The sequence below is a fragment of the Bradyrhizobium sp. S3.2.6 genome (genome assembly GCF_040546885.1).
Taxonomy (GTDB): domain Bacteria; phylum Pseudomonadota; class Alphaproteobacteria; order Rhizobiales; family Xanthobacteraceae; genus Bradyrhizobium; species Bradyrhizobium cytisi.
This window is the reverse complement of the sequence record NZ_JBEPOS010000009.1, coordinates 71,079-85,325: the sequence shown is the minus strand read 5'-3', so window position 1 is coordinate 85,325 and position 14,247 is coordinate 71,079. Positions and strand designations below refer to the sequence as shown.

The 14,247-nt window shown below is 64.5% G+C and carries 14 protein-coding genes; 6 read left to right on the top strand and 8 right to left on the bottom strand.

Going from position 1 to position 14,247, the window contains the following annotated elements; translation table 11 throughout:
• Window positions 1-53: 53 nt before the first annotated feature.
• Entirely contained in the window at window positions 54-674 is a 621-nt protein-coding gene (locus ABID58_RS18075) for a glutathione S-transferase family protein (protein WP_354033654.1), read from the top strand.
• Between the two features lie 55 nt (window positions 675-729).
• Here ABID58_RS18075 and ABID58_RS18070 read toward each other — a convergent pair whose 3' ends face one another.
• Both ABID58_RS18070 and ABID58_RS18065 read right to left on the bottom strand, forming a co-directional pair.
• Window positions 730-1,356: an FkbM family methyltransferase gene (locus tag ABID58_RS18070; protein ID WP_354033652.1), complete on the bottom strand. Its 627-nt coding sequence runs from the start codon at window positions 1,354-1,356 to the stop codon at window positions 730-732.
• 163 nt (window positions 1,357-1,519) lie between these two features.
• A complete protein-coding gene (locus ABID58_RS18065) occupies window positions 1,520-2,434 on the bottom strand; it encodes a LysR family transcriptional regulator (RefSeq protein WP_148750069.1) in 915 nt (304 codons plus the stop codon).
• 91 nt (window positions 2,435-2,525) lie between these two features.
• Here ABID58_RS18065 and ABID58_RS18060 point away from each other — a divergent pair, with 91 nt between their 5' ends.
• The gene (locus ABID58_RS18060) at window positions 2,526-2,969 is read left to right on the top strand and encodes a nuclear transport factor 2 family protein (RefSeq protein WP_354033651.1); all 444 of its coding nucleotides are present in this window, start codon (window positions 2,526-2,528) and stop codon (window positions 2,967-2,969) included.
• Window positions 2,970-3,265: 296 nt separating this feature from the next.
• Window positions 3,266-5,275, top strand: a complete 2,010-nt coding sequence (locus ABID58_RS18055; protein WP_354033649.1) for a methyl-accepting chemotaxis protein — start codon at window positions 3,266-3,268, stop codon at window positions 5,273-5,275.
• A 51-nt stretch (window positions 5,276-5,326) separates the two neighbouring features.
• Here ABID58_RS18055 and ABID58_RS18050 read toward each other — a convergent pair whose 3' ends face one another.
• The gene (locus ABID58_RS18050) at window positions 5,327-6,007 is read right to left on the bottom strand and encodes a glutathione S-transferase family protein (RefSeq protein WP_148750065.1); all 681 of its coding nucleotides are present in this window, start codon (window positions 6,005-6,007) and stop codon (window positions 5,327-5,329) included.
• Between the two features lie 336 nt (window positions 6,008-6,343).
• Window positions 6,344-7,474 (bottom strand): site-specific DNA-methyltransferase, encoded by a 1,131-nt coding sequence (locus ABID58_RS18045; protein WP_354033648.1) that lies wholly within the window; start codon window positions 7,472-7,474, stop codon window positions 6,344-6,346.
• Window positions 7,475-7,889: 415 nt separating this feature from the next.
• Here ABID58_RS18045 and ypfJ point away from each other — a divergent pair, with 415 nt between their 5' ends.
• Window positions 7,890-8,834 carry a KPN_02809 family neutral zinc metallopeptidase gene (gene ypfJ, locus ABID58_RS18040; protein WP_354033647.1) on the top strand — a complete coding sequence of 315 codons (945 nt, stop codon included), beginning with the start codon at window positions 7,890-7,892 and terminating at the stop codon, window positions 8,832-8,834.
• 160 nt (window positions 8,835-8,994) lie between these two features.
• Window positions 8,995-9,558, top strand: a complete 564-nt coding sequence (gene moaB, locus ABID58_RS18035; protein ID WP_354033646.1) for a molybdenum cofactor biosynthesis protein B — start codon at window positions 8,995-8,997, stop codon at window positions 9,556-9,558.
• A gap of 208 nt (window positions 9,559-9,766) precedes the next feature.
• Here moaB and ABID58_RS18030 read toward each other — a convergent pair whose 3' ends face one another.
• Together ABID58_RS18030 and ABID58_RS18025 are read right to left on the bottom strand one after the other, a co-directional pair.
• Window positions 9,767-10,696: a bifunctional helix-turn-helix transcriptional regulator/GNAT family N-acetyltransferase gene (locus ABID58_RS18030; protein ID WP_354033645.1), complete on the bottom strand. Its 930-nt coding sequence runs from the start codon at window positions 10,694-10,696 to the stop codon at window positions 9,767-9,769.
• 61 nt (window positions 10,697-10,757) lie between these two features.
• A complete protein-coding gene (locus ABID58_RS18025; protein ID WP_148750056.1) occupies window positions 10,758-11,333 on the bottom strand; it encodes a glycosyltransferase family protein in 576 nt (191 codons plus the stop codon).
• A gap of 304 nt (window positions 11,334-11,637) precedes the next feature.
• On the opposite strand from ABID58_RS18025, the gene ABID58_RS18020 reads away from it, so the two are divergent.
• Window positions 11,638-12,477, top strand: a complete 840-nt coding sequence (locus ABID58_RS18020) for an RMD1 family protein (RefSeq protein WP_354033644.1) — start codon at window positions 11,638-11,640, stop codon at window positions 12,475-12,477.
• A gap of 23 nt (window positions 12,478-12,500) precedes the next feature.
• Here ABID58_RS18020 and ABID58_RS18015 read toward each other — a convergent pair whose 3' ends face one another.
• Together ABID58_RS18015 and ABID58_RS18010 are read right to left on the bottom strand one after the other, a co-directional pair.
• Window positions 12,501-12,833 carry a GIY-YIG nuclease family protein gene (locus tag ABID58_RS18015; protein WP_354033643.1) on the bottom strand — a complete coding sequence of 111 codons (333 nt, stop codon included), beginning with the start codon at window positions 12,831-12,833 and terminating at the stop codon, window positions 12,501-12,503.
• 213 nt (window positions 12,834-13,046) lie between these two features.
• Window positions 13,047-14,243 (bottom strand): acetate/propionate family kinase, encoded by a 1,197-nt coding sequence (locus tag ABID58_RS18010; RefSeq protein ID WP_354033641.1) that lies wholly within the window; start codon window positions 14,241-14,243, stop codon window positions 13,047-13,049.
• Window positions 14,244-14,247: the final 4 nt, after the last annotated feature.

The following is a 14,247-nucleotide window of genomic DNA, read 5'->3' as shown; positions in this document are numbered from 1 at the left end:
ATAGACCTGAGGGACGACAGCCGCTAGTTTCCAAATCTCCCATGAGGTCCGACATGCTCAAGCTCTACTACGCCACCGGCACCTGCGCGCTCGCCACCTACATGACCCTGGAGGAGGCCGGCGCCGACTACACGGCTGAACGCCTGAGCTTCAAGGATAATCAGCAGAACAGCCCGGATTATCTCGCGATCAACCCGAAGGGCCGCGTGCCGGCGCTGGTGACCGATCGCGGCGTCCTCACCGAGACGCCTGCGATGCTGGCCTACATCGCGCAGACCTTCCCCAAGGCGAAGCTCGCACCGCTCGACGATCCCTTCGACTTCGCCCAGGTACAGTCGTTCAACTCCTATCTCTGCTCGACCGCGCACATCAACCATGCCCACAAGGTGCGCGGGGCGCGCTGGGCGACGCAGGAGAGCTCGTTCGCCGACATGAAGGCGATGGTCCCGAAGACCATGGGAGCCTGCTTCGCCTTGATCGAGCAGAAGATGTTCAAAGGCCCCTGGGTGATGGGCGACCAGTTCACGATCTGCGATCCCTACCTCCACACGCTCTCGCACTGGCTCGAAGGCGACAGCGTCGACATCAATGCCACGCCAAAGATCGCCGATCACTTCAAGCGCATGTCGGACCGCCCCGCCGTGCGCAAGGTGATGGACGCGCAGAAGGCGTGAGGTCTCGAGGGTCGCAGGCTTGGGGATAGCAGGCCGGCTGACCGGCCTTACGAAGCTAGGTCGGAGTGGCCCATAGTTCACGCTCTCCGGCCGGCTCGATCCGATAGCCATGCTGTTTCAAAATGGACGGCGCCTGTTCGAAGGCGCCGTCGTGCAGGGCGAGGAAGATCGTGCTCTTGTGCTCGGACAAGAGCCGCGTCGCACCCGTGAGAGCCAGCGTCTCGGCGCCCTCGATGTCCATCTTGATCAGGTCCGGGGTCGGAAAGTCGTCGAGGCGGACCGTCCTGACCGGCGTGCCCGATCCTGAAATCTTCCCCATGTAACCGTATTCGCTGGCACTCTCGTTGGTGTGAAAAAAGGTCTCTCCCGCCCTGTCGGTGACCGCAGCCTCGATCACTTCGGCATTCTTGATGTTGTTGATATCCAGATGTTTGCGGAGCTTTGTCGCGTTGGCGGGGTTTGCTTCGAACGCAAGAACACGGCCTTGCGGTCCAACGCGCCTGGATAGCATCAAGGTGTAATATCCGGCGTGTGCGCCGACATCAAAAACCGTCATGCCTGGTTTCACCCGGGCCGCGATCGCCTTGGCATGATCGCTTTCATATGTTCCGAGCCAGCAACTCTGGTTGCCGGCTCCGGCGACCCATTTCAGGCCTCGGTTCGGTCCGGTCAGCACCGGCATGATCGACGATGGCGAAACCAGCTTGAACGGAAGACGGATCAACCATCCAAGTGGTTGGTGCGGGCCCAGCATGCTGTCGATCCCCTTCGGTTCCTATGGCTGGCTCATTAAAGGCCCTGAGGGTTTGTTTCAAGTCGAGCGCCTTGCGACGCCGCCGTGGTGCTCAGCGTTTGTGTCTCTCCAACTCCCGTCCGGTCTCCAGCATCAGCCGCCGCAGCCAGATCGAGCCCGGATCCATCTGCGCCCGCGTCGGATAGAACATGAACTGCTCGTCGATCCCGGGATCGAGCGGCGGCGTCACCGTGACGAGAGCGAGCTGTTTTGACAGCGCCGCGATCAGCCGGCGCGGCACGAACGCGACGAGGTCGGTGCGCGCGGCCACGTGCAGCGCTTCGAGATAGCCCGACACCACCAGCGAGATGTGCCGCTCGATGCCCTTGGTGCGGAGCCAGGTGTCGATCAGATCCTCGCTGTTGCCGCGGATGATCACGCCGACGTGGCGTGCGGCGAGGAACGTCTCGCGCCGCTTCAGCTTTGCGGCCATGGGATGGCCGCGGCGCACCGCCAGCGCGTCGCTGTCGGTGTAGAGCAATTGGCGGTGAAAACCCTTGAAGGCGTTGCCGATCGAGATCACGAGATCGATGGTGCGGGCGAACTCGGCGTGGAAGATCGCCGGACCCCGCCACGGCACGACGTCGATGCGGACGTTGGGCGCAAGGCGCGTCACCTTCTCCATCAGGGGCGGCATCAGCAGCTCGACCGCGAGGTCCGGCATCATCAGGCGGAATGGCCGCTCGCTGCGCGCTGCGTCGAATTCATCCGGCACGAACAGCCCGCGCACCTGGTCCAGCGCCTGCACAAGCGGCGCGCGCAGCGCTTGTGCTCGCGGCGTCAGCTCCATCCGCGCGCCGGTGCGCACCAGCAGCGGGTCGCCAAAGATATCGCGCAGGCGTTGCAGCGCGTGGCTGGTGGCCGGCTGCGACAGGCCGATGCGCATGGCTGCCCGGCTGACATTGGCCTCGCGCAGCAGCGCGTCGAGCGCGGTCAATAGATTGAGGTCGAGCGAATTCAAATTCATGAGGTGAATAGATATCATATTCACCATCGATTTGAAGAATTGCCGTCGGGCAGCGATGCTCTCCCTGTTGTCACCAAACGGAGATGCCGCCATGAGCGCGAGCGCCAACAAGAAACTGATGCAGGATATTTTCGCCGCCGCCGCCAACCCCGATCCGGCGGTGCGCGACCGCGCGCTATTCGCCGCAAGCCTTGCCGACGACGCCAGATGGATCGTCACCGGCCAGTATTCCTGGTCGCGCACCTTCTCTGGCAGGGATGCGATCATGAATGATTTGCACGGCTATGTGCGGACCCGCCTGCGCGACCGGACGCGCACGGTCGCCGAGCGCTTCATCGCCGACGGCGACCTTGTCGTGGTGGAGGCCAAGGGCGACAATGTCACGCCCGAGGGCGTGCGCTACGACAACGACTATTGCCTGGTCTTTCGGCTCGAGGGCGGCAAGATCAAGGAAATCCGCGAGTACTGTGACTCGGTCCTGACCGAGAAGGCGTTGGGCCCATTCCCGCAAACGGGTGCGAGGGCCGCGAGCTGATTGTAGCAGGCGACGGCCTGACAAACGTCCGTCGCCGCGCCCTTTGCAACGATCTGCATACGCTTGCGGGCCGTGCGCCAAAACCTTGCGCAGATGCCGTTAATATCAGCAGGTTTTGTGCGGGGCTTTGGCGAGATGCGCGAAAAATTAGAAGGTTCAATTAAGAAGTGTCCCGCATTGTGTCGCGGTGCAGCGTGAGTCGGCCATGAGGTGACGCGCGGCTGCTGGGGTGGCCGTGACGATCGCCGGAGTTGTGCGTCCGCCTGAATTCACATGCTTCCGGGTGGACACTGGGAATGCCGAGCTTTCGTTTGCGGATCAGGGGCCGTCTCTATGCCGGCTTCATGGCGCTGGTCGTGGTTGGTCTCGTGATGGCGGTGGTGGCCATCTGGAATTTGCGGTCGGTGCAGGACCAGGTCGCAAAGGCCTCGGCATTTTCGGACAGCACGGCGCGGGTCCTGGAGATATCGACCCATCTCCAGGCGATCCAGCGCGCCAATCTGCGCTACATCTACGACGCCAATGAGACCGCGATGCGGGAGGCGTCCGAGCGGGAGACCGCGGCGACCGAGTTGCTTCAGGTCGGCGCCAAGGGCACGGCCTCCGGGGAGCGGCGCAAGCTCTACAACGATCTGATCGCCGATATCGCGAAGATGAAAAGCCTGCGCGACAATCTCGGCGACGCCGTCAACGAGGCGCGGACCGGCAAGGCGACGCTGCTGCCGAGTGGCGACGAGCTGACCGTCAAGATGAACAAGCTGGTCGACGTGGCGCGCGCGGCCGTCGATGAGGACACCGCCTCGCTCGTCGCAGACCTCGAGTCCCGGCTGCTGCTGGTTCAGATCGCAAACTGGCGCTTCCTGGCGCTGCGCGACACCAAGGGGCCCGCCAATTTCAGAACCAATGTGGACAGGGCGTCGCAACGGCTCGCCGCGCTCGAAAAGAGCCCGCAGGCGAGCGAATTGCGCGCCACGCTCGCGCCGGTGAAGTCCTCGCTCGGAATCTACAAATCCGCATTCGAGACCACGTCGGCCGCGATGCTCCAGGCCGACGAGATCTACCACAAGAGCCTCGCGCCCCTCATCGTCGACAGCATCGCCAAGCTCAAGGTCGCCGAGACCGCCCTCAAGAAGGACTACAAGGACTCGCGCAGCCAGGCCGAAGCCGTGATCGACGGCACGACATCCGTGCAGGCGGTCGCGGGCGGTATTGCCACTCTCCTTGGCTTGATCGTCGCCGTCCTGATCGCCCGCAGCATCGTCGGGCCGCTGACCGCGATGACGCGGGCGATGGGCCTGCTCGCCGGCGGCGATCTCGAGGTCGAGATCCCCTCGCGCGGCAAGGCCGACGAGATCGGCGACATGGCCAAGGCGATCCAGGTGTTCAAGGACAACATGATCGACACCGAGCGCATGCGCCACGAGCAGACCGAGACCGAGGCGCGGCAGGCCGAGGATCGCAAGAAAGACATGGTCCGGCTCGCCGACCGGTTCGAGCAGGCCGTCGGCGAGATCGTCGATACCGTGTCGTCGGCCTCGAGCGAGCTCGAGGCCTCCGCCGGCACGCTGACCGCGACCGCGACCCGCGCCCAGGATCTGTCGACGGAAGTCGCCTCCGCCTCGCAGGAAGCCAGCGCCAACGTCCAGGCCGTCGCGTCTGCCACCGAAGAGCTGTCCTCCTCGGTTTCCGAGATCGCGCGTCAGGTCCAGGAATCCGCCCGCATCGCTAGCGAGGCGGTCGGGCAGGCGACCAGGACCAACGCCCGCGTCAGCGAGCTCTCCAAGGCGGCTGCCCGCATTGGCGACGTGGTCGAGCTGATCAGCACCATCGCCGGCCAGACCAATCTGCTGGCGCTGAACGCCACCATCGAGGCGGCGCGCGCGGGCGAAGCCGGCCGCGGCTTTGCCGTGGTCGCTTCCGAGGTCAAGGCGCTGGCCGAGCAGACCGCAAAGGCCACCGGCGAGATCGCCCAGCAGGTCTCCGGCATCCAGGCCGCGACGGAAGAATCGGCCGGCTCCATCAGGGAGATCAGCGGCACCATCGAGCGGCTGTCGGAAATCTCCTCGACGGTTGCCGCCGCCGTGGAACAGCAGGGCGCGGCCACGCAAGAGATCTCCCGCAACGTCCAGCAGGCCGCGCACGGCACCCAGCGCGTCTCGACCAATATCGGCGATGTCCAGCGCGGCGCCTCCGACACCGGCTCGGCGTCCTCGCAGGTGCTCTCGGCGGCGCGCTCGCTGTCGGCCGACAGCAACCGGCTGAAGCAGGAAGTCGCCAGGTTCCTGGGCTCGGTCCACGCCGCCTGAAAGCAAAGGGCCACGCGCATGCGCGTGGCCCTTGATCGTGGCAAGATCTGATCAGGCCACTTTCGTCGTCATGTGCCCGAACATGTTGCGGCGGGCCTCGTCGTCCATCTCGGCCTTGAAGGTGAACTTGTCCTTCAGCGCGATCGCGCGCGCCGCCGCCGGGCGCGCCGCGATCTCGTCGATCAGTCGCTTCACGTTCGGGTAGCGCGCGAAGGCGTCGTCGCCGAGCTTGAACGGCACCATCCGCGCCCAGCCCCACAGCGCCATGTCGACGATCGAATAATCGTCGCCGACCATATAGCGGCGGCCTTTGAGGTGGCCGTCGAGGATCCTGTAGTGGCGATCGGTCTCGTACTGGTAGCGGTTGTGGGCGTAGTCGTGGTTCTGGTCCTTCGGCGCAAAATGCTTGAAGTGCACGGCCTGACCCGAATACGGCCCGACGCCGGTGGCCACGAACATCAGCCAGGACAGCAATTCGGCGCGGTTCGCGGGCAGGAATTGTCCGGTCTTCTCGGCGAGATAGAGCAGGATGGCGTTCGAGTCGAACACGATCGTGCCGTTGTCGTCGATCGCCGGCACCTTGGCGTTCGGATTGATCTTCAGATAGTCCTGCGTGAACTGCTCGCCCGTGCGGGTATCGATCTTCACGGGCTCGTAGGCCAGGCCAGTCTCTTCGAGGAACAGCGCGACCTTGGTCGGGTTCGGCGATCCGTTGAAATAGAATTTGAGCATCGGGCGTCTCCCAAGTTTTGGCGCAAGGGTTGGTGCAAGCTTTGGTGGCTGAGAGCGGACGCAGCATCATTGCCGCGCGGCGGCTTTCTCTTGCCTGAAGTGAAGCTGGTCGCACAAGGGATGAGATTGACAGGTGGTGCCTGCGCTCCGCGCAGACCGGCCAGCGTAACAAAGGCTGTTCGCGGCCGTAAGGGCTGCGGTCGCCCCGACAACCCACGGCGGTCATTCCGGGGCGCGCCTCTTGGCGCGAGCCCGGAATCCATCAGGCGGTTTGTGACGTGGTTCGATGGATTCCGGGTTCTCGCTTCGCGAGCCCCGGAATGACCAAGGGCTCGGCTATTCCGCCGCCATGCCGGCGCGGATCTCGGCGCGGAGCTCATCGATCAGCTTGAGACCCTTCTTGGTCTCGACGTGCCAGAAGGTCCAGCCGTTGCAGGCCTGCGCGCCCTGGGCCACCGCGCCCATGCGGTGGATCGAGCCGACCTTGTCGCCGAACATGATGGCGCCGTCGGCACGGACCAGCGCGCCAAGCTTCTTCTTGGCGTCGAACAGCTTTGTGCCGGGCATGATCATGCCGCGCTCGATCAGCTCGGAGAACGCCACGCGAGGTGCTTCGCGCGCGGTCATGAACGGGGCGAGGCTCTCTTCCGGCAGCGGCTCGACCGCGGCGATCCGCGCGGCGGCCGCCTTGGCGTAGGTCTTGTCGCGCTCGAAGCCGATATAGGAGCGGCCGAGGCGCTTGGCGACGGCGCCGGTGGTGCCGGTGCCGTTGAAGGGATCGATCACGAGATCGCCGGGCTTCGACGACGACAGCAGCACGCGCGCGAGCAGGCCTTCCGGCTTCTGCGTCGGATGCACCTTCTTGCCGTCGGCGCCCTTGAGGCGCTCCTCGCCGGTGCAGAGCGGGATCAGCCAGTCGGAACGTGCCTGCACGTCCTCGTTGGCGGCCTTCAGCGTTTCGTAGTTGAAGGTATAGCCCTTGGCCTTCTCATCGCGCGCGGCCCAGATCATGGTCTCGTGCGCATTGGTGAAGCGGCGGCCGCGGAAATTCGGCATCGGGTTGGTCTTGCGCCAGACGATGTCGTTCAGGAGCCAGAAGCCGAGGTCCTGCATGATCGCGCCGACGCGGAAGATGTTGTGATAGGAGCCGATCACCCAGATCGTCGCCGACGGCTTCATCGCGCGGCGCGCGGCCAGCAGCCAGGCGCGGGTGAAATCGTCATAGGCGGAGAATGAATCGAACTTGTCCCAGTCGTCGTTGACGGCATCGACATGGGATTCGTCGGGGCGCTTGAGATCGCCCTTGAGCTGCAGATTGTAGGGCGGATCGGCGAACACGAGGTCGACCGAACCAGCCTGAAGCTTCGACATCTCGGCGACGCAATCGCCGAGGACGATGCTGTGCGAGGCGGACTCAAAATTTGTGCGGGGCGCCCTTGCAGACGCCCCGCGACGCGACACTACCATGACTCAAGAACTCTGACTCAGGCGACGCTGTCGGCGACGCGGGACCAAACAACCGACTGACCGTTACAATGAAGCGGCAAAGTAAAAATCGACTTAACCCGCCGCTTTCGTGAGCAGACCCCGCATCGCGCGTCGCGCGCGAGTCGTTGCGTATATTTGCCGTGTTTTGCAGTGTGTTTCGCGTTTCTTCGCGTTGCGGGAGTGGCTGAAGCTGCAAAAGACTCCAAATTTCTCTCGGAAAAAAATGCTTGGCCCTCGGAAAAAATTGCTGGCGTCGCACGCTGTCGCACTAGGCAATAATTGCCGAGCGGGATATTGATTAACGCAATGGAAATTCTACGTCTGTGGCGCGGTGAGGGTTTCGCGTTTCCCGCGTGCCCACGCCCTGCAATCGCCGACCTGAGGGAAGCCCGCCATGCGCTACGATGATTTCCGCCGCAGCGACGACGTCGAGGATCGTCGCGACGATGGTGGTGGAGGATTTGGCGGCGGTGGAGGAGGCGGATTCGGCCTGCCGATGGGCGGTGGCGGCCTCGGCATCGGCACCATCATCGTGCTTGGCCTGGTCGGCTATGCCTTCGGCATCGATCCGCGCATCCTGATCGGCGGCGCCGAGATCCTCACCGGTGGCGGCCAGGCGCCGAGCTACCAGAGCGACCGTCCCTCGAGTCAGGCCAAGCGCGGCGCGCCGACCGACGAGATGGGCAGCATGATCTCCGGCATCCTCGGCGAGATCGACGATCGCTGGAGCGAGATCTTCCAGGCCAGCGGCCAGTCCTACACCGGCCCAAAGGTCGTGCTGTTCCGCAACGCCACCAATGGCGGCCGTTGCGGCCGGGCGGAGTCGGCGATGGGTCCGTTCTACTGCCCGCCGGACCGCACCATCTTCCTCGACACCGGTTTCTTCCGAGAGGTCGAGACACGTTTCCGCGGCTGCTCCGGCAAGTCCGCGTGCAATTTCACCACCGCCTATATCATCGCGCATGAAGCCGGCCACCACATCCAGAACCTGCTCGGCATCATCCCGAAGGTGACGCGACTGCAGCAGCAGGCCGGCAGCAAGGCCGAGGCCAATGCGCTCCAGGTGAAGGTCGAATTGCAGGCCGACTGTCTGTCCGGCGTCTGGGTCAATCGCGAGGCGAAGAAGCGCCCGAACTTCCTCGAATCCGGCGACATCGACGCCGCGCTGACCACGGCGAGCGCGATCGGCGACGATACGCTGCAGCGTCAGGCCACCGGGCGCGTCGTGCCTGATTCCTTCACCCACGGCTCGGCCGCGCAGCGCAAGCAGTGGTTCATGACCGGCTATCAGCAGGGCACGCTGCAGGCCTGCAACACGTTCGGCGGCGGCGGGCCGTAGACACAGGTGCCCGTGCCCCGGACGCAGCGCAGCGCTTCTTCAGCGGTGCGCTGCAGAGCCGGGGCCCAAATTGCCGGTCGCTCAAATCTCCAATTGGGTCCCGGCTCTGCGCAGCAGCGTTTCACGCTGCAGCGCGTCCGGGACACGAGAGGAATGAGCAATGGCCTCCATCGACGAAACCAAACAGTTCATCCCGCTCAACATCGCGGTGCTCACCGTCTCCGACACGCGGGCGCTCGCCGATGACAAGTCCGGCCAGACGCTTGTCGACCGTCTCACGGCCGCCGGCCATCATCTCGCCGCGCGCGAGATCGTCACCGATGACGTCGAGGCCATCCGCGCCGTGATCCGGCGCTGGGTCGCAGACGCCGGCGTCGACGTCGTCATCACCACCGGCGGCACAGGTTTTACCGGGCGCGACGTCACGCCGGAGGCGATCGAGCCGCTGCTCGAGAAGCGCATGGATGGTTTCTCGATCGCCTTCCACATGCTGAGCCACGCCAAGATCGGCGCGTCGACTATCCAGAGCCGCGCCACCGCGGGCGTTGCGGGCGCAACCTACATCTTCTGCCTGCCAGGCTCGCCCGGCGCCTGCCGCGACGGTTGGGACGGCATCCTCGCTGCTCAACTCGACTACCGCACGCGCCCCTGCAATTTCGTCGAGATCATGCCGCGGCTGGACGAGCACCTGCGCAGGCCAAAGGCGCAGGGCGCAACGGTGTGAGCGCGGACAGTATCGTAGGGTGGGCAAAGCGAAGCGTGCCCACCACTTCTATCGCGATGCTGGATCGGTGGGCACGGCGCTAACGCGCCTTTGCCCACCCTACGATTCCAGACTCGCGGAGAGATACCCCCAAGTGGGCCTGTGTCCGCCGGCGTCGCTGCCCTCTCCCACAACAAGGGGCGAGGGCGCATTCATGCGCATCGCGCAGCTACAGATCCCGCTCCCAGGTCTCGCCGACCAGATCGGCACCGAAGCTGCGATGCGGCTCGGTGGCGACCAGCTTGAAGCCGGCGCTCTGATAGATGCCGCGTGCGGCGACCAGAATGCTTTGCGTCCACAGCGTCATCCGGCTGTAGCCCCGCTCGCGCGCGCCCTGGATGCATTGCTCCACAAGCGCACGGCCGACGCCGAGCCCACGGGCTTTCTTCTCCACCTGCAACAGGCGGAGCTTGGCGATCTCGTCCGTGGCCTTGACCAGAAAGATCGAGCCGACCGGCTCGCCATCGACTTCCGCGATCCAGCAATGCTCGCGCGCGGCGTCGTAATTCTTGATGAACTGAGCGCAGATCTCGGCGACCAGCGCCTCGTAGCTGATGTCCCAGTTGTAGTCCGCGGCATAAGCGGCGGCTTGCTTGGAGATGACCCAGCCCATGTCACCGACGCGGTGGCTGCGCAGCACGACGGAAGCGGGCTGGCTTTGACGTTGCTCCAGCACGGCCTGAATGGTCGCCATCGCCTGCGTTAGCCGCGTTGCATCGCCGGCCGAAAGCTGCGCCAGCATTGCGGCAACCTCGTTTTGCGAGCTCAGGTTCAGCTTGGCGAAGCTCTGGCGGCCCTTGGCGGTGAGGCAGAGCTGGTATTGCCGGCGATCTGCCGGCAGGGGCTTCCGCGTGATCAGCCCCTTTTCGTCAAAGCTCTGGACGATGCGGCTGAGGTAGCCGGCGTCAAGGCCGAGCTCGTTTCCGATCTCTTTTGCCGCGAGGTCGTCGCGATGCGCGAGCTCATAGAGCACGCGAGCCTCGCTGAGCGAGAACGGGCTATCTCCCAGGTGCTGGTCGAGCACGCCGAGCTTGCGGGTATAGAAGCGGTTGAAGGCGCGAACCGCTGCGGTCTGGTCGTCGGTACCGTTAATTGGCATGGGACACCTCAATAATTGCCATTGTCAAATAATTAATTGACTTTGGCAAGTATCGGGTGCCTCAAGCGACCATGACGATCCGGCTGCGCAACATTGTCCGGGAGGAGCGGCCGAGCCGCCGCAGTAGCCGCGCCTCGGACCGGCGGGCCTGGGGCGGATAGCCGCCGATCCGGTCGTAATGATCTCGCGCGATCAAAAGCCCCTGATCGCCGAGGGGGCCGACCACCTTGCGAGCGACGGACCACAGGACGTCGCGGAAGCCGGTATCGGCGTAAGGCGAACGGGCGTAGCGGAACACGGCCGCACGATCCCGGCCACTGGCCGCGACGGCCTGGATGAATTGGGTGGTCTCCTCGATCCAGCCGGTGTCCAGCACCGCGCCGGCAGGGAGGAACATCAGCCAGGGCGAACGGGCCTGGAGCGCGCCGGCGGCCAGTGCTGCGCCTTGCGAAGATCCCTCGCAGCCGACGAAGCGGCAGCCGGCGACGTCGGCAACGCGCTCGATGACGCCGTTGCTTGTGCCGTCGACCAGCAGGACTTCCTTGATGATGCCTGCCGCGGCACCGGGGACCAGCGCGGCCAGTGTTGCGACCGCGGTCTGCTCGACGCCTTCGGTCGGAATGATGACGCTCAGCATGATTGAGACTTCGATGTCCGCAATTCGGGAGAAGCGCAACGCGTTATGATGTTGTCATAAACATGCTGCGCTGCCGAGTGCAACTTTTCGCAAGCCGTTCGGCGTGCAATGGTAAACCGGCGTGCGCCCGTCCCGGCCGAATATGTCGTGCACGGGTGGTCAAATTGCCGAATGTTTCGGCGATTTTCGGTCTCGTGATCTTCAAACGAGGCTTTTCTCCGCCGATATCGTCCGGGAAACGGCGCTGTTCCCGTGCGGACGGGAAAAACGTGCAATCGCCATTGCGCAAAGCGAGATGTGTCCAATGAACGCCGATCAACTTCCCATTGGCGCGACGCCGCCATTGCCGAAGCCGGAGGCCGCGCCGACCTTGCGGATCCGCGCCGTGATGCTGGGCGAACGCATCAATCCGTCGGGGCTCGAGATCGGCACGCTGGTATCCTCGACGCCGGCTGCCTTCCGGGTCCATGGCGGCCTGGCCGTGATCTTCCGCTACGGCGTCGTGGTGCTGATCGGGCTGTTGCCATCGGAGGAGAAGGTCCTCATCGACAGTCTCAAGTCGCGCGTGACCGGCGAATTCAGCCCCTATGAGGAGGAGACCGCGCAGGCGCAGCTCTGTCACGACGAAAACGCCGAGGCGATCCAGCCCGGCGGGCCGATCTGCCTCTCGAAATTTTCCGACGAGCGGCTGCTGCTGATCGCGGACGCGCTCGCCAAGAGCACGTCGCTGGCGCGCGACGAGCGTCGCGTCGCTGCGGTCTTCGACGTCATCGAGCCTTTTGCACGCGAGCTCGCCGAGAAAGGCCGTACGTCGCGGCCGCGCAAGGGCATCCTGCAGCTCATCGGCAACGCGCTGCTGGTCCAGCAGCGCGTCGCCGGCCGCGTCGCGGTTGCCGAAAAACCCGATGCGCTCTGGGAAAAGCCGCAGCTCGACCGGCTCTATGCGCGTCTCGAAGACGAGTACGAGCTGAAGGAGCGTCTCGACACGCTCGAGCGCAAGCTCACGGTGGTCGCGGAGACCGCCGATGCGCTGACCGACATCATCGACACCCAGCGCTCGCTGCGACTCGAGATCGCGGTGGTGGTGCTGATCGTGATCGAGGTCGCAATCGGGTGTTTTCAGATTTATACCGGGGTTCATTGAGCTGAAAGCCGCAAGTTCAGCCCTCATCCTGAGGAGCCCGCAATAGGCGGGCGTCTCGAAGGATGATGAGGTCCGCGCTTCGCCAATTCATGGAGCTCAGCAAAGTCGCCGCGCATGAAAGCTTCCTTCTTGGCGCGACTCCATTTCTTGAGTTTGCGTTCGCATTCGATCGCGTCGGTCACCCTGTCGAACCATTGCGAGAAGACGAGGGTCACGGGTCTGCGCGACCTTGTGTAGCCGGCGAACGTGCCGGCGTTGTGCTGCGCAATCCGGAGCTCAAGCTCGGTTCGCGTCGTCCCGATGTAGTAGCTGCCATCGGCACATTTGAGAATGTAGAGGTATGCGCCTTCTGTCATCGTGCCCGCCCCATCCTTCGAGACGCGCGCAAGGGCGCGCTCCTCAGGATGAGGCTAACCGGCATGCGTGTTTTGGTGCAAGTGCCGAAAAGACTCTTGGCTATCGGACGACTGTCCATCGATTAAAACCTGTTGGTGCCACATACTCGACCTCATCCTGAGGAGCCCGCCAAGCGGGCGTCTCGAAGGATGGCCACAACCTCCCATGCTTTCTCAAGGGAGGCAGCCCCGCTGCAGCACCGCGGCGCAGTGCCGTGCGATCGTCAGTTCCTCGTTGGTCGGGATGACGAGCACATCCACGGCGCTGTCGTCGGCATTGATGCGCTCGCGCGCGGCATCATTCGCCGCGGCATCGATACGCACACCGAGCCAGGCGAGCCGCTCGCCAATGGCGCTGCGGATTTGCTTGGCGTGCTCGCCGATGCCGCCGGTGAAAACGAGGCACTCCAGTCCTTCAAGCGTGTTCGCCATCACCGTCACCTCCTGTGCCGCACGGAAGGCGAAGAGATCGACCGCCTCGCGCGCCGAAGCCTCGCCGCTCGCCAGCAGCGTCCGCATATCCGCGGAGATGCCGGAAACGCCGAGCAGGCCGGACTCGTGATAGAGCAGGTGCTGCAAATCCTCGACTGTCATCGTGTCGTGCTGCAACAGGTAGAGCAGCACGCCGGGATCGATGGTGCCGCAGCGCGTGCCCATGACCAGGCCGTCGAGCGGCGTCAGCCCCATCGTGGTGTCGACGCTGCGGCCGTCGCGCAAGGCGCAGAGGCTCGCGCCATTGCCGAGATGGGCGATGACGGTGCGTCTGGCTGCAAGCTCGGGCGCGATCACGGCGAGTCGCCCCGCGACATATTCGAATGAGAGGCCGTGAAAGCCGTAGCGCCGGAGGCCCTGTGCCTCGTAGCGTCTCGGAATGGCGAAGCGGTTCGCTGGCGGCGTCAGGCCGTGATGGAAGGCGGTGTCGAAGCAGGCGATCTGCGTCAGTGCAGGACGGAACGCCCTGACGGCGCGGACCGGCGCCAGGCAACGGGGCTGATGCAGCGGCGCTAACGGTGTGAGTGCTTCCAGCTTCGCATAGACGTCGTCCGTCAGCGAGATCGGGCCGGAATAATCCGGACCGCCATGGACGATCCGGTGACCCACGGCGCGCAGGCGGCCTTGGCCAAAACGGTCCTCGATGAAGCCGAGCACATCGGCGAACAGATGGCCACCATCCGCGTCCGAGGTCTCCCTCTGCGTCTCGAACAGCGTCTCGCCCGATGGGCTCTTTGCCACCAGCCTGGGCTTGGCCTCGTGCTCGTCGAGCAGGCCCTTGCAGAGCATGGCGGGTTCGCTGCCCGAGATCTCGAACAGGCCGAACTTGATGCTCGACGAGCCTGCGTTGAGGACGAGGACCGCGTTGGAGGCCGCCATGATG